17 protein-coding genes are annotated in these 16,349 nt (G+C 36.9%); 11 read left to right on the top strand and 6 right to left on the bottom strand.

Translation table 11 applies throughout. The features are described 5' to 3' along the window. The first annotated feature begins 18 nt into the window (after positions 1-18). The 6 genes from BM350_RS04800 (at position 19) to BM350_RS04775 (ending at position 7,123) form a co-directional block, all read left to right on the top strand. Positions 19-657, top strand: coding sequence for a class I SAM-dependent DNA methyltransferase (locus BM350_RS04800; protein WP_090916786.1), 639 nt, complete (start codon positions 19-21; stop codon positions 655-657). Between the two features lie 14 nt (positions 658-671). Further along, positions 672-1,367 (top strand): 5'-methylthioadenosine/S-adenosylhomocysteine nucleosidase, encoded by a 696-nt coding sequence (gene mtnN, locus BM350_RS04795; protein WP_090916784.1) that lies wholly within the window; start codon positions 672-674, stop codon positions 1,365-1,367. A gap of 84 nt (positions 1,368-1,451) precedes the next feature. Beyond that, complete coding sequence (locus tag BM350_RS04790; RefSeq protein ID WP_090916782.1) at positions 1,452-2,375, top strand: O-acetylserine dependent cystathionine beta-synthase; 924 nt, start codon at positions 1,452-1,454, stop codon at positions 2,373-2,375. Position 2,376: 1 nt separating this feature from the next. Continuing rightward, entirely contained in the window at positions 2,377-3,510 is a 1,134-nt protein-coding gene (locus BM350_RS04785; RefSeq protein ID WP_090916780.1) for a bifunctional cystathionine gamma-lyase/homocysteine desulfhydrase, read from the top strand. Between the two features lie 460 nt (positions 3,511-3,970). Beyond that, positions 3,971-6,574 carry a bifunctional acetaldehyde-CoA/alcohol dehydrogenase gene (gene adhE / locus BM350_RS04780; RefSeq protein WP_090916778.1) on the top strand — a complete coding sequence of 868 codons (2,604 nt, stop codon included), beginning with the start codon at positions 3,971-3,973 and terminating at the stop codon, positions 6,572-6,574. Between the two features lie 312 nt (positions 6,575-6,886). Beyond that, positions 6,887-7,123, top strand: coding sequence for a YrhC family protein (locus tag BM350_RS04775; RefSeq protein WP_090916777.1), 237 nt, complete (start codon positions 6,887-6,889; stop codon positions 7,121-7,123). A 346-nt stretch (positions 7,124-7,469) separates the two neighbouring features. Here the strand turns inward: BM350_RS04775 and BM350_RS04770 are convergent, their stop codons facing one another. Beyond that, a complete protein-coding gene (locus BM350_RS04770; RefSeq protein ID WP_090916775.1) occupies positions 7,470-8,225 on the bottom strand; it encodes an HAD family hydrolase in 756 nt (251 codons plus the stop codon). Between the two features lie 59 nt (positions 8,226-8,284). Between BM350_RS04770 and BM350_RS04765 the strand changes: the two genes are divergently transcribed. After that, positions 8,285-9,340 (top strand): LacI family DNA-binding transcriptional regulator, encoded by a 1,056-nt coding sequence (locus tag BM350_RS04765; RefSeq protein WP_175483383.1) that lies wholly within the window; start codon positions 8,285-8,287, stop codon positions 9,338-9,340. Further along, positions 9,309-9,818: a GNAT family N-acetyltransferase gene (locus tag BM350_RS04760; RefSeq protein WP_090916773.1), complete on the top strand. Its 510-nt coding sequence runs from the start codon at positions 9,309-9,311 to the stop codon at positions 9,816-9,818. The genes BM350_RS04765 and BM350_RS04760 overlap by 32 nt, the downstream gene beginning before the upstream one ends. A 26-nt stretch (positions 9,819-9,844) precedes the next feature. Here the strand turns inward: BM350_RS04760 and BM350_RS04755 are convergent, their stop codons facing one another. Then, positions 9,845-10,387: a helix-turn-helix domain-containing protein gene (locus BM350_RS04755; RefSeq protein ID WP_090916771.1), complete on the bottom strand. Its 543-nt coding sequence runs from the start codon at positions 10,385-10,387 to the stop codon at positions 9,845-9,847. Positions 10,388-10,542: 155 nt separating this feature from the next. Here BM350_RS04755 and BM350_RS04750 point away from each other — a divergent pair, with 155 nt between their 5' ends. Then, positions 10,543-10,947 (top strand): DoxX family protein, encoded by a 405-nt coding sequence (locus BM350_RS04750; protein WP_090916769.1) that lies wholly within the window; start codon positions 10,543-10,545, stop codon positions 10,945-10,947. Positions 10,948-11,002: 55 nt separating this feature from the next. On the opposite strand, the gene BM350_RS04745 is transcribed toward BM350_RS04750, so the two are convergent. From BM350_RS04745 to BM350_RS04735, 3 genes are all read right to left on the bottom strand, one after another. Next, positions 11,003-11,314, bottom strand: coding sequence for a 4a-hydroxytetrahydrobiopterin dehydratase (locus tag BM350_RS04745; protein WP_090916767.1), 312 nt, complete (start codon positions 11,312-11,314; stop codon positions 11,003-11,005). Continuing rightward, entirely contained in the window at positions 11,292-13,049 is a 1,758-nt protein-coding gene (locus tag BM350_RS04740; RefSeq protein WP_090916766.1) for an aromatic amino acid hydroxylase, read from the bottom strand. Before BM350_RS04740 ends, BM350_RS04745 begins: the two co-directional genes overlap by 23 nt. Positions 13,050-13,289: 240 nt before the next feature. Next, positions 13,290-13,784, bottom strand: a complete 495-nt coding sequence (locus tag BM350_RS04735) for a GNAT family N-acetyltransferase (protein ID WP_090916764.1) — start codon at positions 13,782-13,784, stop codon at positions 13,290-13,292. A 213-nt stretch (positions 13,785-13,997) separates the two neighbouring features. Here BM350_RS04735 and BM350_RS04730 point away from each other — a divergent pair, with 213 nt between their 5' ends. Beyond that, positions 13,998-14,576, top strand: coding sequence for a histidine phosphatase family protein (locus BM350_RS04730; RefSeq protein WP_090916762.1), 579 nt, complete (start codon positions 13,998-14,000; stop codon positions 14,574-14,576). A 318-nt stretch (positions 14,577-14,894) separates the two neighbouring features. Further along, positions 14,895-15,395, top strand: a complete 501-nt coding sequence (locus BM350_RS04725) for a DoxX family protein (RefSeq protein WP_090916760.1) — start codon at positions 14,895-14,897, stop codon at positions 15,393-15,395. Between the two features lie 68 nt (positions 15,396-15,463). On the opposite strand, the gene BM350_RS04720 is transcribed toward BM350_RS04725, so the two are convergent. Beyond that, positions 15,464-16,342, bottom strand: coding sequence for an alpha/beta fold hydrolase (locus tag BM350_RS04720; RefSeq protein WP_090916758.1), 879 nt, complete (start codon positions 16,340-16,342; stop codon positions 15,464-15,466). Positions 16,343-16,349: the final 7 nt, after the last annotated feature.

The following is a 16,349-nucleotide window of genomic DNA, read 5'->3' as shown; positions in this document are numbered from 1 at the left end:
GAAAAAGGGGAATTTTCTATGGGAACAGAATTTAATGAACTATTTGATCAATGGGCTCATACGTACGATTCTTTCGTACAGGGTGAAGATATACAGTATAAAGAAGTTTTCGCTCATTATGAGGAGATTTTAGAGGATGTAGTAAATAAATCTTTTGGTAATGTTTTAGAATTTGGTGTTGGTACTGGCAATTTAACAAATAGATTATTAGCTGCTGGTCGCGCTGTCTACGGTATAGAGCCATCAAAAGAAATGCGTACAATTGCGAAGCAAAAGCTTCCAAAAGAAGTATCGATTACAGAAGGTGATTTCTTGAACTTTGTCACTCCTTCGCATGTGGATACAATCGTCAGCACATATGCGTTTCACCACTTGCTTGATGAAGAAAAAAATGTAGCAATTGCGAAGTATAGTCAATTGCTAAACAAAGGTGGTAAAATAGTGTTTGCTGACACGATATTTGTAGATCAGGAAGCATATGATAAAACTATTGAATATGCACAAGAGCGAGGGTTTTATGAGTTAGTAAATGATTTACAAACGGAATATTATACGCGTATTCCAGTCATGCAATCTATTTTTGAAAACAATGGCTTTCATGTCACATTTACTCGTATGAATCATTATGTTTGGGTAATGGAGGCAACGAAGCAATAGAAAGAGGGATTAGATTGAGAATAGCTGTAATTGGAGCAATGGAAGAAGAAGTACGTATTTTACGTGACAAGTTAGAACAAGCAGAAACAGAAACAGTTGCGGGTTGTGAATTTACGAAAGGTACATTAGCAGGGCATGAAGTAATCTTGTTAAAATCTGGTATCGGCAAAGTGAATGCAGCGATGTCCACGACGATTTTATTAGAACGTTATCAGCCGGAAAAAATTATTAATACAGGTTCAGCTGGTGGATTCCATCATTCTTTAAACGTAGGCGATGTTGTCATTTCAACAGAAGTTCGTCATCATGACGTAGATGTAACAGCATTTAACTATGAATACGGTCAAGTACCAGGAATGCCAGCAGGATTTCCAGCAGATGAAGAACTTGTTGCATTAGCTGAAAAATGTATGCAAACAGCAGAAGGAATTCAAGTTGTTAAAGGTATGATTGCAACAGGAGATTCTTTCATGAGCGATCCAAACCGCGTTTCATTTATTCGTGAGAAGTTTACTGATCTGTATGCAGTAGAAATGGAAGCTGCGGCAGTTGCACAAGTATGTTATCAATATAAAGTACCATTTGTTATCATTCGTGCACTTTCTGATATTGCTGGTAAGGAATCAGATGTTTCGTTTGAGCAGTTTTTAGATCAAGCAGCTCTTCATTCTACAAACTTTATTGTAAAAGTATTAGAAGAGTTACAATAATGTAGCAAAAAGGCAACTGTTTCATATATAGAAACTACATACAGTTGCCTTTTCTTTTGAGGGGTTAGGTAAGGAGGAAATACGATGAAAGTGTATCACAGTGTTCATGACCTAATCGGACATACACCGCTCGTTGAGATTACGCGCTTTTTACTTCCAGAAGGTGTTCGAATTTTTGCGAAGCTTGAATTTTTCAATCCAGGCGGAAGTGTGAAAGATCGGTTAGGTCGAGAATTAATTGAGGATGCTCTTACGAAAGGGCTTGTAAAGCCAGGGGGAACCATTATTGAACCGACAGCTGGCAATACAGGAATCGGACTGGCACTGGCAGCACTTGAGCATGATTTACATGTTATCGTTTGCGTTCCGGAAAAATTTAGTATTGAAAAACAAGAACTTATGAAAGCTCTTGGTGCAACAATTGTCCATACACCAACATCACAAGGGATGACAGGTGCTATTGAAAAAGCAGCAGAACTTCTGAAAGAAATTCCAAATTCGTATTCTCCATGTCAATTTGCAAATGAAGCAAATCCACGTGCATATTATAAAACGTTAGGGCCTGAACTGTGGGAGGCACTAGATGGACATATTGATATATTTGTCGCTGGTGCTGGTACCGGTGGAACATTTATGGGAACGGCATCATATTTGAAAGAGCAAAATCAACAAATTAAAACAGTAATTGTTGAACCAGAAGGCTCTATTTTAAATGGGGGCGAAGCCGGTTCTCATGAGACAGAAGGAATTGGGCTTGAGTTTATACCACCATTTCTTAATCCAACATATTTTGATGCCATTCATACGATTTCGGATCGTGATGCGTTTTCAAGTGTTAAACACCTGGCGCAAAAAGAAGGGCTCCTCGTTGGCAGTTCTTCGGGGGCAGTACTTCATGCAAGCTTATTAGAAGCTGAGAAAGCAAAGCCAGGAACAAATATTGTAACCATTTTTCCAGATAGCAGCGAACGCTATTTGAGTAAGCATATATACAAAGGATGGGAATAAAATGAGAACAAAAACAAAGTTAATTCATGGTATTCATATCGGAGAACCTTCAACTGGATCTGTAACAGTACCGATTTATCAAACGAGTACGTACAAACAAGAAGGTGTAGGAAATCATAAAGGGTATGAATATTCACGTACAGGAAATCCAACTCGTTCAGCTCTTGAAGAAACAATTGCTGTTCTTGAAAATGGCCATGCGGGTTTTGCTTTTGGATCAGGTATGGCAGCAATTACAGCAGTAATGATGCTTTTCTCTAAAGGAGATCACGTTGTTTTAACAGATGATGTGTACGGCGGAACGTACCGCGTAATGGCAAAAGTATTGAATCGCTTTGGGATTGAACATACATTTGCTGATACAACAAACTTAGAAGAAGTAAAAGCAGCGATTCTTCCAAATACAAAAGCGATTTATGTTGAGACACCGACGAACCCGCTATTAAAAATTACCGATATTAAACAAATTGCAGCACTTGCTAAAGAACGAGGCTTATTAACAATTGTCGACAATACATTTATGACACCGTATTGGCAAACGCCAATCTCTCTTGGTGCAGATATTGTCCTTCATAGTGCGACAAAATATTTAGGCGGTCATAGTGATGTTGTTGCGGGTGTAGTAGCTGTGAATAACGCAGAGTTAGCAGAAGATCTTCACTTTGTACAAAACTCAACAGGTGGTATTTTAGGGCCGCAAGATAGCTTTTTATTACTACGTGGTTTAAAAACATTAGGAGTGCGCATGGAAGAGCATGAAGCAAATGCTCGTGCACTTGCTGAGTTTTTACAAAATCATCCGAAAGTAAATAAAGTGTATTATCCAGGACTTAGCACTCATCATAACCATAACTTAGCAGCAAAACAAGCAAATGGCTTCGGTGCAATTATTTCATTTGATGTAGATAGTCAAGAAACATTAAACACTATTCTTGAAAAAGTACAATATTTTACACTTGCTGAAAGTTTAGGAGCAGTAGAAAGCTTAATTTCTATTCCTTCGCAAATGACACATGCTTCTATTCCAGCAGAGCGCCGTGCGGAACTAGGAATTACAGATACATTAATTCGTATTTCAGTTGGCATTGAAGACGGAGAAGATTTAATTGAAGATTTAGCACGAGCGTTAGCATAAGGGAACAAGCACCATATGTATATAAATTAAAAAAAGACATAAAAACCTCTTTCTTTTTTATGGAAGGACGAGAGCATCTGACCGTGCATAGGAGCGGTCAGGGCCTTTTCCTACCACATGCCATGGTTTAAAACAAAAGGAGCAAGTTAGTAGCGGTCGCGATGTATTCTGGATAGCAGCGACTTATATGTCGAAACATTAAAACAGATTTATATAGAAGTAGTGTTTGTTTATTCTACCTTAAATTTGTGAAACTTTTCACAAATTAGACACACACATATATAAATATCTAGTGTATAGTAAAAACATAAAGCGAGATGCTTCACACATAATTATGTGAAACATTTCACAAATAATAAAATTCATGTAGAAAAGGTAGTTCTATTTTTTTAAGCTAATAGGGACATATTTAGACCCCTAGGGACTTTATGAGTCCAACAGCAGAATAGGAGGAAATTACATGGTAGTCAAAGAGAAAATTGTAAATGAAACACAAGAAGTTACAGGCATGATTGAGACGTTAGTAAAGAAAGGTCAAAAAGCTTTACAAGCATTAGAAGGTTTTACACAGGAACAAATTGATAAAATTGTACATGAAATGGCACTTGCGGGTGTGGATCAACATATGCCGCTTGCAAAAATGGCTGTTGAAGAAACGGGTCGCGGTGTGTATGAGGATAAATGTATTAAAAATATTTTCGCAACTGAATATATTTGGAATAGTATAAAAAATGATAAAACAGTGGGAATTATTCGTGAGGATCCACATGAGGAAGTAATAGAAATTGCAGAGCCGGTCGGTGTAGTTGCTGGGGTAACGCCAGTAACAAATCCAACATCAACAACAATGTTTAAAGCGATCATTGCGATGAAAACGAGAAACCCAATTATTTTTGCATTCCACCCTTCAGCGCAGCAATGTTCTATCGCAGCTGCAAAAACAGTGCGCGATGCTGCAGTGAAAGCTGGTGCACCAGAGAACTGTATTCAATGGATTGAAAAGCCTTCTGTTGAGGCAACAAAACAATTAATGAATCATGAAGGTGTAGCGCTTGTCTTAGCAACTGGAGGAGCAGGAATGGTGAAATCAGCATATTCTACTGGTAAACCAGCTCTAGGGGTAGGACCAGGTAACGTTCCATGCTATATGGAAAAATCAGCGAACGTGAAACGTGCTGTAAATGATGTGATTTTATCGAAAACATTTGATAACGGTATGATTTGTGCTTCTGAACAAGCGATTATTGTAGACAAAGAAATCTATAATGATGTGAAACAAGAAATGATCGCAAATAATTGTTACTTTGTGACAGAAGAGGAACGAAAAAAATTAGAAAAGCTTGTTATTAATGAGAATACATGCGCAGTAAATAGTGATATTGTTGGGAAATCCGCACATTACATTGCAGCTTTAGCTGGGATTACAGTGCCTGAAGATACAAAGATGCTTGTGGCTGAAATTAAAGGAGTCGGTGCAGCTTATCCGTTATCTCGTGAAAAGTTAAGCCCAGTATTAGCTTGTATAAAAGCGAATTCATTAGAAGAAGGATTACAGCATTGTGAAAATATGTTAGAGCTTGGCGGGTTAGGACATTCTGCTGTAATTCATTCTACAAATAAAGAAGTACAAAAACAGTTTGGACTACGTATGAAAGCGTGTCGTCTTATTATAAATGCTCCGTCAGCACAGGGCGGAATTGGTGATATATATAATGCTTTCATTCCATCACTTACACTTGGATGCGGATCATACGGAAAGAACTCTGTTTCTCAAAACGTAACGGCAACACATTTAATGAACGTAAAGAGACTTGCAAATAGAAAAAAGAACATGCAGTGGTTCAAGTTGCCACCAAAAATTTATTTTGAAAAACACGCTACGCAGTATTTAGCAAGTATGCCGAACATTTCACGCGCATTCATTGTAACAGATCCTGGAATGGTGCAGTATGGGTATATTGATGTAGTAACGCATTATTTAGCTCAACATAGAAATGATGTAAAAGTAGAAATATTCTCTGAAGTAGAACCAGATCCATCAGATGAAACTGTATTTAAAGGTGCAGAAATGATGAGAAGCTTCAAACCGGACGTTATTATTGCTCTTGGTGGCGGATCAGCGATGGATGCAGCAAAAGGAATGTGGCTATTTTATGAGCACCCAGAAACAGAATTCTTTGGTATAAAACAAAAGTTTTTAGATATTAGAAAACGTACATGTAAATATCCAAAACTAGGAAATAAGGCGCAGTTTGTTGCGATTCCGACAACATCTGGAACAGGGTCAGAAGTGACACCATTTGCGGTTATTACAGATAAAAAGAACAATATCAAATATCCGCTCGCTGATTATGAATTAACACCAGACGTTGCCATTGTGGATCCGCAGTTTGTTATGACAGTACCGCCGCATGTTACTGCTGACACAGGAATGGATGTTTTAACACATGCAATTGAAGCGTACGTATCAATTATGGCAAATGATTACACAGATGGATTAGCTTTAAAAGCAATGGAACTTGTGTTTAAATATTTACCACGCGCATATAAAGATGGCAATGATGAAGAAGCTCGTGAAAAAATGCATAATGCATCAGCAATGGCTGGTATGGCATTTGCAAATGCATTTCTTGGTATTAACCATAGCTTAGCACATAAACTTGGACCGGAATTCCATATTCCGCATGGACGTGCTAATGCGATCTTAATGCCGCATGTCATTCGCTATAATGCAATCAAACCAAGAAAACATGCACTATTCCCAAAATATGAGCACTTTATTGCAGATGAGCGCTATGCGCATATTGCAAGAGTGCTTGGACTTCCAGCACGTACAGTGGAAGAAGGAGTAGAATCATTAGTACAAGCTATTATCGCTCTTGGAAAAGAATTAAATATTAATATGAGCATTGCTGGCCAAGGTGTTGAAAAAGAAGCATTTGAAGCGGTTGTTGATGTACTTTCTGAACGCGCATTTGAAGATCAATGTACAACAGCAAATCCGAAATTACCGCTTATTTCAGAATTAAAAGAAGTATATAAGCAAGCATATAAAGGTGTATAAATCAAAAAGAGCCGTACTCTGATTACGGCTCTTTTTTAATTTTTCAACTATAAGTCACAGCTATGCAGAACAAAAAGTGACCACTACTTGCTTTCTCTCTTGGTTTTCATATGGCACGTGGCAGGAAAAGGCTTTGACCGTTTCTATGCATGGCCAAATACTCTCGCCCTCCCTTAAAAAGAAAAGGTTTTTAAATCCTACTTTTTCAATTTGTGTTTAAATAGTATGGAAAACTTCTCCCTCATTGGCTGTATTTACTTGCCTACGAAACGATGAAAATATGATACAGTGAAAAGGAGGAGTGATTAAAGAATGAAAGAATTACAGCAAAAAATTGCTGATTATATTCGTTTCGGTCAAGTCATGTTAGCACTAGGTGCATTTTTAATGCTCGGTTTATTACTCCCAAATGGACAGAAAGAAACGGTGCAAATATTTGCCATGATGGGTGTGATTGCTGCTTTTTTAGGCGGCTCATTTTATTTTTTCTACCGCGTGAGAGAGCTGCGTGACAAACTAGAGGAGAACGAACATGAACAGTCGCTATAAATAGAAACGTTACTTAAAGAATGCGTATCTTTGAGTAACGTTTTTTTATTTATATAAATCCTGTAACTACTCGGCCATACATTTTATTTAGAAGTTTGGTAAAGGGTATAGTTCCAGCGAAAATACGCCCCTTATTACCTATAATTGCTGCCATGAAGATAAAAATGGACCTACGCCTTGCTGCCTTTCTTTGTTTTAAAACTTTGCGCGTGGCAGAAAAAGACCCTGACCGCTTCTACGCATGACCAGATGCTCTCGCCCACCTAAAAAAATGGTTTTATGTCGGTTTTTTAATTTGGATATATATATAGTTATGATACGAATACAGTAGAGTAGACAGTTGTTCCTACTGCGTTTTTTTAGTTAAAATTTGAATGTCAGTGTAAGCTGTAATGATAAAGTCAGCATACGGTGTTAACTCTTCTATTGCATGTTCGTGATTTGCAATCCCTACAGCAATACTACCTGCCTCTTTGGCCATTTTCACATCAACAACAGTATCTCCTATCATAACGAGCTCCTTTGTTTGAATTCCAAGTTGTGTACATGTTTTTATAATCATCTCTGGGTTTGGCTTTCCGCATGTTACATCTTCTGGAGTAAGCAGAAAATGCAGAGGTGGCACGCGAAGAAGTTCGATACACTTTTTTGTTCGTAATTTATTGTCTGATGTTAAAATACCTGTATAAATTCCTTCGCTTTGCAAGGAACTTATACAATTAGCTGCTCCTTGAATCGGATGAAAAGCATTTTCGATACATAACTCTTCATCGCTTTCTTTAAAAATTGCAGCGGCAAGTTCTTTACAGTGATGCCATGGATATTTTGTAATTTGGTATAACAAGCTCGCGGTAACAATGATTTCATCTTCTTCAGGTGCAACTGCTAATAATCCTTTAAAATCAACCTGATCAGGATGTACGAAACCAACTGCTTTTTCCCAAAGTGACTCGTATTCCTCTCCGACAATTTGTGAAAATTTATATTTTCGCAGTCTATCAATTTCATACCAAAACGGGATAGCTTGAAATAATGTACCATCCTTATCGAAAGCAACAGCTTTTGCACTAATAATTTCTCCTGAAATTTGAATTTTCCCCATATTTAAGTTCACTCCATTTATAATAGATATATAACTTACTATATACTGTACATTCTGAAATGCGTTACAGGTCAAGGGGGAGAGTCAAAATTTCTACAATTGAAGATATTGCCAAATTAGCTGGAGTTTCGAAAGCGACCGTTTCTCGTGTAATCAATCATCATCCGTATGTTCGATCAGAATTAAGAGAAAGAGTGCAAGCGATTATTGATGAAAAAAATTATGTCCCTGTAGCGGTAGCAAAAGATTTACGTCGTCTTCAAACGAATTTAATCGGTGTGGTAGTACCAAATTTACATCATCCATTTTTCGGTAAATTAATTCAAGAAATCAGTAATATTTTAAAAGAAGATTGTTATGATGTTGTGATATTACAATCCAATTATGCTCCAGAGAGAGAAAGGGAATTTATCCATTACGTAAGAACGAAGAAGCTAGATGGGCTTATTTTTACGACACTTTCTTTGTCAATAGAGGAGGTTGAATGTGTAAGTACCTCAGGTATGATTGTTATATGCAATGAACATGTAGAAACAGAATTGATATCAACAGTTCAATTTGACGAAGAACGGGCAGGGTATTTAGGAACAAAGCATCTTTTAGAAAAAGGGTATACACGCATTGCATTTTGTTACGACACATTAAAAAGTAAGGCGCAGCGAAAAAGATATAAAGGATATAAAAAAGCTTTATGTGAGCATCATTTATCATTGCAACAGGAATGGATATTTCGCAATTGTTATGGATTAAAGGATGGAAAACGGATGATACAGATGATGCAATCCATGAAAAATGCCCCTGATGCAATGTTTACAGGTAGTGACGAAATAGCTGCTGGAATGATTATGGAAGCACAGCGAATGGGGATTTGTATTCCAAAAGATTTTGGTGTGATTGGATTTGATAATCAGGAACTGTCAGTGATGATGAGTCCTAGTATAACGACAGTTTCCACCTCGATTGCAAGTATGGCAAAGCATTCTATTATTTTATTACATAAACAATCACAAGGTGAAGGTGTGCAAAAGGTACAATTACCTATTTCGGTTATAGAAAGAGAATCGACAAGAAGGGAGGAAGGACATGTTTCATACAGACCGCTTACAGTTTCGTAAATATACAATGGATGATTTAGATTTTTACGCTTCTTTATGGGGGAACGATCAAGTAATTCGTTATATCGGGAAAGGAACACCAAAAACGTATGAACAATGTAAAAAAAGTCTTGAAAGCTGGGTCTTACCGGGATACGAACGTGGACTTGGTTTATTTCTAATGTTGCATAGAGAAACGGGAGAACCAATGGGACATGCGGGACTTGTTCGGCAACGCGTTGAGGGAAAAGAAGAGATTGAAGTTGGCTACTGGCTACTCCCAGAGTATTGGAGAAACGGATTTGCGAAAGAAGCGGCGGCGGCTTTTCGAGATTATGGCTTTCAAGTACTTAAGCTTCAAAAACTTATTTCTCTTATTAATCCGAATCACCCAGCTTCTATTTTTGTAGCAAGAAAAACAGGTATGGTTTATGAGAAGACAGTTTTATTCCACGATATGGATGTTCTCGTATATGCAATGAAACGAGCAGGAGAGTGAAGTAACGATCTGCTCGTTTTATTTTATTATACATGTTTTCGATTTTCAGTATGGCTTGAAATAAGAAGAAGTGCAGCTTCATCACCAATATTACGAACGATATGTGGTACACATGCGCTCCAAGAAAACGAATCTCCTTCTTCTACAATGGCAATATCTTCTCCGTGTTGTACTTGTAATTTTCCGCGTAAGACAAGATGACATTCTTCACCTTCATGAGCATTTGGTGTGTTTTCTTTCGGAAAGCCGACAGGAATTTCTACTAATGATAAACGCAGTCCGCCTTGCTCGGCTACATGTTCAATTTTTTGTTGATCTTTTCCGTAAATACTATATTTCCGTTCTTCTTTTTTTACAATTTTCATCCGATCTTTTTGCTCCAACAATAAATAAGGAAGAGGAACATTTAAAAAATGAGCGATTGTTTCGAGAGTAAGAATAGATGGAGATGTTTTATTGTTTTCCACTTGACTCATAAATCCTTTAGAAAGCCCTGTTCCTTCACAAATTTGCGCAATTGTAATTCCTCTGCGCTGGCGAATTTCACGTATTGTCGAACCGATATTCATAATGACCCTGCTCCTTTTTATTAACAGATAGTTGTATCATAGCAAATCTTTTTTATATTTTCTCAATAAAAATAAATTGACGGATAAAAATTTTTAGTGTATGTTTTGTAATGTTAATAAAAGTTTTGTATTACAAAACAAAAAGGAGAGAAAAGATGAATCAATATATTGGTAATTTAATTATTCGAGTTGTATTAGGAATTATATTTTTTGCTCATGGTTTAAAGAAATTTCAAGCAGGAATCGATAATATTGCAGGTTGGTTTACAAGTATTGGTTTACCAGGTGGTCTTGCGTATGGTGTTGCAACAGTAGAAGTAGTTGGCGGTGCGTTATTAATTATCGGTTTAGGTGTAAGATACGTAGGATTATTATTTGCACTTATTTTAGTTGGAGCAATTATAAAGGTAAACGGACCGTTTGGTTTATTAGGAGATGGAAAACATCCTGGATATGAATTAGACTTAGCGTTATTAACAATGGGTCTGTATTTATTTGTTGTAAAAGCAGAAGGGTTTGTAGATCGTTTCTTAAAAGCTACGATTTTGAAGAAAGACTAATGTAACATAAAATGAAAGGAACCAGCAGAAAAGTTTCTGTCTGGTTCACTGTAATTTATCTTATAATCGCTTTTTCATTTTGTAAAAACATCTCATCAAACTGCTTTGCCATTTCAAAATCGAGTTTTGTTAATCCTTTTGCATTCCATGATGACAATGTAATAATCACTGCTTTATATTGGATAAGGATAAATGGATGGTGATTGCGTTCTTCTGATAGTTTGGCTGCTTCAGAAACAAATTCTACACCTTTTAAGTAGTCGGAGAACATGTATTTTCGTTCAATCCATTTTTTGTCTTTTACTGTCCATTTATCCAACTTCATTAACTCTTCTTGTACCTCTTCATTGGTTAGTCGTTGCATTATTTGTCACATCCTTTATGGGAAGTAAGGCAAGTCCATTATTGATTAAACGCTGCACAGCTTCATTATCTGTAAAGGATGAAAGTTGTTGGAACAATGTTGCACGTTCTGGCTTCTCCACTTTATATTCTTGTAACAACTCTAAAATTTCAAGGCGCAGTAACCATTCTTTTTTATAAAATCGTTCTAGTACGTGATAAATCGCGACAAGCTGTTCTATGTGCTGTTCATGTAGTAAACCTTCACCACGAATGTTACGAACTGCTTCGTACATGTTTTCTAGTTCTGATTGAATACGCGGTGTAGGTGTTGCTTCTTCTTCGTCATCCGCCTGGAAGAATGCTGCTGGATCTGCTGCCCCGGGGAATACAGAAGTAATAGCCGAACCAATTGCCATGTCAAATGTACCCCATGATGCATCAAATAATAAGCGGTCTTTTAGCGTTACTGTACAGTTTGTAAACGAAATGACAGCGACTTTTTCTTTATTTCTAATCATATCACTTACTAGTCCTATTACATGTACACCACTTTTAAAAATAAGCTCAGCCTTATTACCAATAACGATTCCTAATGTGCGTAATTCTTCATCAGTACAAGACTCTAATGCGATATCATTTTGTAATAAGCCAATTGGTGTACCGAAACCGTCTTGATGTGCAGCTGTAGAATGATTTTGTAATTGTGTATGGTGAATTGCTAATGCCGTCGGGCTATTTGTTTTCATATAAATTGCTTCGCCGTTTTTATTTTTTACGATTTCAGCGAGCGTACCTGTAATTTGTAATCCGCTGTTTAGCTCTACTGTTGCTGTATTTTCAGAGCGCAGTGCTTTATCTAAACTTTCTGTACCGCCTAATTTGAATGCCATTGTTTCTGAGAATGCTTCAAGGGAGTCAATAAGCTCTTCAAACGATTGACAAACAAACAGTTGCGGTTGCATTTTCGTTACATCATAAGTTGTTTGAATACATGCTTCAATAGAGAAAGGTACTTTTTTGACTGCATCAGTTAAACAATGCTTACTTTCACCAACAGAGGAAAGGAGACCGGCACCGTAAATTTTCGGGTTTTGTAGATCCCCAATTAGCCCGTATTCTACTGTCCACCAGAATAGACGCGAAATTTGTTCTGCTTCTGATAGACCGGAAATATGTTTTTGTTTTTCTTCCACTTCTTTTTCTGCTGCTATAACTTCTTCTGGTGTAGACGTCCGGCTTTCTTTTACAATCGTTAATTGGCGAACTGCTTCAAATAATTCGTGTTCTTCTTTTGTCGAGAAAGCCTTTGCTCCAATCTTCCCAAATAATTTCACGTACTTTGCATATGTAGGATCAAGTAAGATTGGAGCATGACCAGCAGCTTCATGAACGATATCCGGAGCGGGTGTATATTCAATATTTTCTACTTTGCGAATATCTGTCGCAATGGGCAAAAGCCCGTGTCCTTGGAAATCAAAGAATGCGACGCCAGGAATCAATCCGTCAATTGTCACAGCACCCCAACCGCTTGGTGCCAAACAATCATTCATTTCTTCTACTTTTGGAATGGCATCTATGTTAATCCCGGAAGATTGCAATCCATTTACATACGCTGGATGTGCAACGTCTTTTAAAAAGTTATGATTTTGTCTCATAATGTAGCGCCATACAGCATGATCAACTGGTGTGTATTGATCGTAATGCTGCTTTGATACATACGGTTTTAAATGTGATGGAATTTCTGTTTTTTTAGTCATATATACATCCTCCTTTTAAGTGAAAAAATAAGATGTTACATGTGGTATACGCGCAGCTCCTTTCAGAATAATGTAAGCGCTTTTAATTTTATCACAAGATTCCGAATTATTTAATATTTCTTTTGGCATAAACAAAAAAATCCTTATCGGAAATCCGATAGGGATGATAACAAGGGCGCTACTGCCTATTTGTAAACGGAAATTAAGAGGGACAAAAAGGGTCTGAAATACTACAACTTGTTATAAAATCTTCGCCATATAATATTCATTTCTTGGCTGTCCATCAACAATTACACCGTGCACAGCTTCACCTTCAATCACAAACCCCATCTTTTTATATAACGCAATGGCTATTTCGTTATGAGACATGACTGTTAATTCTAGACGCAGTAATTGTTGGGTGCGGGCCCACTGTTCAATTTCATGTAGTAATTGTTTGCCGATTCCTTGACCTGCATACTCTTGAAGCACGCCAATGACTAAATATGCAGCGTGTTGCTTTCGCTTTACTCCGCCGCCGCGAGCGATTATATATCCAACAAGTTGCTCATCTTTCTCAGCTACTAGAAGTGTTGAATTATATGGAGAGAGAAGAGATTGAATCATAGATTTTTGCTTCTCAATCGTAAAGTTTCGCTCATTAGGCTCAAATAACAAAAAATTTGTTTCTTGATCAATTGTTTGACATAGTTTCAAAAAAGGAGCTGCATCTGCTTCTGTAATTTCACGAATCATTGTTACCACTCATTTCTATTTTTATGTAACGTATTACATTCGTTGTATAGATGGTAAACTCCTGTAAGAATGGAACGATCTTACTATGTTTCCCCCTGAAATTTATATATACGTTGCTCCTCTCTTTTACATAAAGAGAGGATTTTTTTGTAAAGAGGAGAAGGATAACAGTGAAGAAGAGAGTTCATTTCAATACGAGAAAGGGATTTTCATATGAATCTTATTTTTGTAAGGCACGGAGAAGGCGAGCATACAAACAATCTGCCAGATAGTTTGCGAATAGAGCATCCATCCCTGACTAATAAGGGGAGAGAGCAGGCATTAGCGCTACGAGAAAAACTTCCTTTACGTGAGAATGATATATTGATTGCAAGTCCGGCAGTCCGAACATTACAGACAGCTGCGCTATGGAGTGAGCAAGTTGCTTGTAGGAGAGTTGTTCATCCGTATATTTCATCACGTATTTTCCCATATCGAGAAGGAGCAAGAACGTTGCCTTGTGACAAGATGTTAAGTCAGAAGAGCATTCAGCAATTATTTCCGCAATTTTCATTAGTAGAAGAACGGAATGAAGAGTTATGGAGAAATGGGATTAATACGATTGCAGAAGCTGCATTTTGTAAGGCTGCTAGTAGCTTCATAGAATGGTGTAAAACGTTAGAAACTTCACGTGTAGTTATTGTTTCTCATGATGGAACGATTACAGCATATAGGCAATATATGATGAAACAAGTGTTAACAAGGGAAGATTTTTTAGAGGAAACAGGGATGTATGAAATTCAATTATGGTAGAAATACATGTTGTATGAACAAGAGTAGATAACGGTGTTTTATCCTCTCTAAGGGGGAGTAAGACCTCAACCTCAAAATACATCTAAAAATATGCTTTTTCATAGAACAAGAACATTTCATATTGAGAAAATAATTTTTTATAAATAGTAATGAAAATCAATATCATTTATGTTATTATAGGTTCAAGTTTTTATTTGCAAATAAAAGTAGTTATATAACGTACGTTTAAAGTATTTTGTCAAAATTGATAAAAAGCATTCATAATGAATTTTATTGTATTCATGTAATTTATTTAATCACAAAAATTAGGAGGAATGTATGGTTATTCAGTTTTTAAGAGAGAACAAAGCAGTGTCCTTTTTACTAGCAGCAGTGCGTATTTATATTGGATATACGTGGCTTATGGCAGGGATGAAAAAGCTAACAGGTGGTGGATTTGACGCAACAGGTTATTTAAAAGGAGCAATTGAAAAAGCATCAGGAGCTCAGCCAGCAGTGCAATCATGGTGGGCATCCTTTTTAAAAGAAGTAGCAATTCCAAATGTAGAGCTATTTAATTTTTTAGTTACATGGGGAGAAATTTTAGTTGGAATAGGATTAATTGTTGGTTGTTTAACGAAAACAGCTGTATTTTTTGGCCTTTTAATGAACTTTTCCTATATGTTTAGTGGGTCAACGGGCGTGAATCCACAATTAGTAATTTTGTCTATGTTGATTCTAGTTGCAGGTTATAATGCTGGCAAATTTGGTGTAGATGGATTTATTTTATCAAAAATTTTCAATAAAAAATCACGCAATTATAAAAATCAAGCTGCTTAGTGTATAAAAGGGGTATCTCATCATGAGATACCCCTTTTAAGGAATTTGAGGTGATTGTCTGCGAAAAATTACGACTTAGTAGGATGCTTCTTGAAAAACTCATCAACATACTGTATAAACTCTTTCGGCTGTTGACGAAATGGTGCATGTTCGCCTTCTTCGATAATATGAAATGTACTGTTTTTTAAGAATTGATGATACGTTTCGCCTTTTTGCCAGGAAACGCTTTGATCATGTCTTCCCCAAATAAGTAACGTTGGTAGTTGGATTTCATCAGCGTTAATGCGTAAACGGCGCGGCCACATTTTACCCAGCTCATCATGATGTGCTGTATCTTCACGTTTATTCTTTACCTCTTCCTCGCGAAATTCTTTCGGAGTAGAGACTGTACTTAAATCATTTGATAATTTTGGCTTTGGAGATCCTTTCCCGTGCTGTAAAGTTTCTGCACCTATGGCGTCCGTTAAAATAAGGTGAGTTACTGCATCAGGATACAAGTATGTTAAATTTAAAGAAATTTCTCCGCCCATAGAGTGTCCTAATATAGCGAATGTATCATAGCCTAATTTTTTCATTAATTTATAATATAAGTTTGCTTGGTTTGGAAAGGAGTAGCGAAAATCCATCGGCTTTGAAGAATGGCCGAAGCCTAAAATATCGACAGCGATAACGGTATGATTTTTTGCTAAATCGGGATAAATATCACTAAATCCATTTGATGAACCTCCAAAGCCATGAAGCATAAGTAAAGGAGGTTTATTTTTCCCGATTTGTTTGAAGTAAATGGTTTGTCCATCAATTTCAATCATTTTTTCTTTTGTCTCTAGTTTTGTTTCAATTGTTTCTTTTACTTGCGTTGCTTTTTCTGTTTGTTTTTCGATTGTACTGCAGCTCGATAATGTTGTGAGAACAAAGCAGCTGAGCATGTAAAGCTTCCATCGTTTCAAAATGGTT

The organism is Bacillus sp. 103mf (assembly GCF_900116295.1).
GTDB classification, from domain to species: Bacteria; Bacillota; Bacilli; order Bacillales; family Bacillaceae_G; genus Bacillus_A; species Bacillus_A bruguierae.
This window is presented reverse-complemented; position numbering and strand designations above follow the sequence as displayed.

Excerpts from the sequence above, each read along its gene's own strand:
- BM350_RS04785 (WP_090916780.1), top strand. The coding sequence starts at position 2,377 with ATGAGAACAAAAACAAAGTTAATTCATGGTATTCATATCGGAGAACCT.
- BM350_RS04775 (WP_090916777.1), top strand. The coding sequence starts at position 6,887 with ATGAAAGAATTACAGCAAAAAATTGCTGATTATATTCGTTTCGGTCAA.
- BM350_RS04760 (WP_090916773.1), top strand. The coding sequence starts at position 9,309 with ATGTTTCATACAGACCGCTTACAGTTTCGTAAATATACAATGGATGAT.
- BM350_RS04800 (WP_090916786.1), top strand. The coding sequence starts at position 19 with ATGGGAACAGAATTTAATGAACTATTTGATCAATGGGCTCATACGTAC.
- adhE (WP_090916778.1), top strand. The coding sequence starts at position 3,971 with ATGGTAGTCAAAGAGAAAATTGTAAATGAAACACAAGAAGTTACAGGC.
- BM350_RS04790 (WP_090916782.1), top strand. The coding sequence starts at position 1,452 with ATGAAAGTGTATCACAGTGTTCATGACCTAATCGGACATACACCGCTC.
- BM350_RS04735 (WP_090916764.1), bottom strand. The coding sequence starts at position 13,784 with ATGATTCGTGAAATTACAGAAGCAGATGCAGCTCCTTTTTTGAAACTA.
- BM350_RS04750 (WP_090916769.1), top strand. The coding sequence starts at position 10,543 with ATGAATCAATATATTGGTAATTTAATTATTCGAGTTGTATTAGGAATT.
- BM350_RS04755 (WP_090916771.1), bottom strand. The coding sequence starts at position 10,387 with ATGAATATCGGTTCGACAATACGTGAAATTCGCCAGCGCAGAGGAATT.
- BM350_RS04730 (WP_090916762.1), top strand. The coding sequence starts at position 13,998 with ATGAATCTTATTTTTGTAAGGCACGGAGAAGGCGAGCATACAAACAAT.
- BM350_RS04740 (WP_090916766.1), bottom strand. The coding sequence starts at position 13,049 with ATGACTAAAAAAACAGAAATTCCATCACATTTAAAACCGTATGTATCA.
- BM350_RS04770 (WP_090916775.1), bottom strand. The coding sequence starts at position 8,225 with ATGGGGAAAATTCAAATTTCAGGAGAAATTATTAGTGCAAAAGCTGTT.
- BM350_RS04725 (WP_090916760.1), top strand. The coding sequence starts at position 14,895 with ATGGTTATTCAGTTTTTAAGAGAGAACAAAGCAGTGTCCTTTTTACTA.
- BM350_RS04765 (WP_175483383.1), top strand. The coding sequence starts at position 8,285 with ATGCGTTACAGGTCAAGGGGGAGAGTCAAAATTTCTACAATTGAAGAT.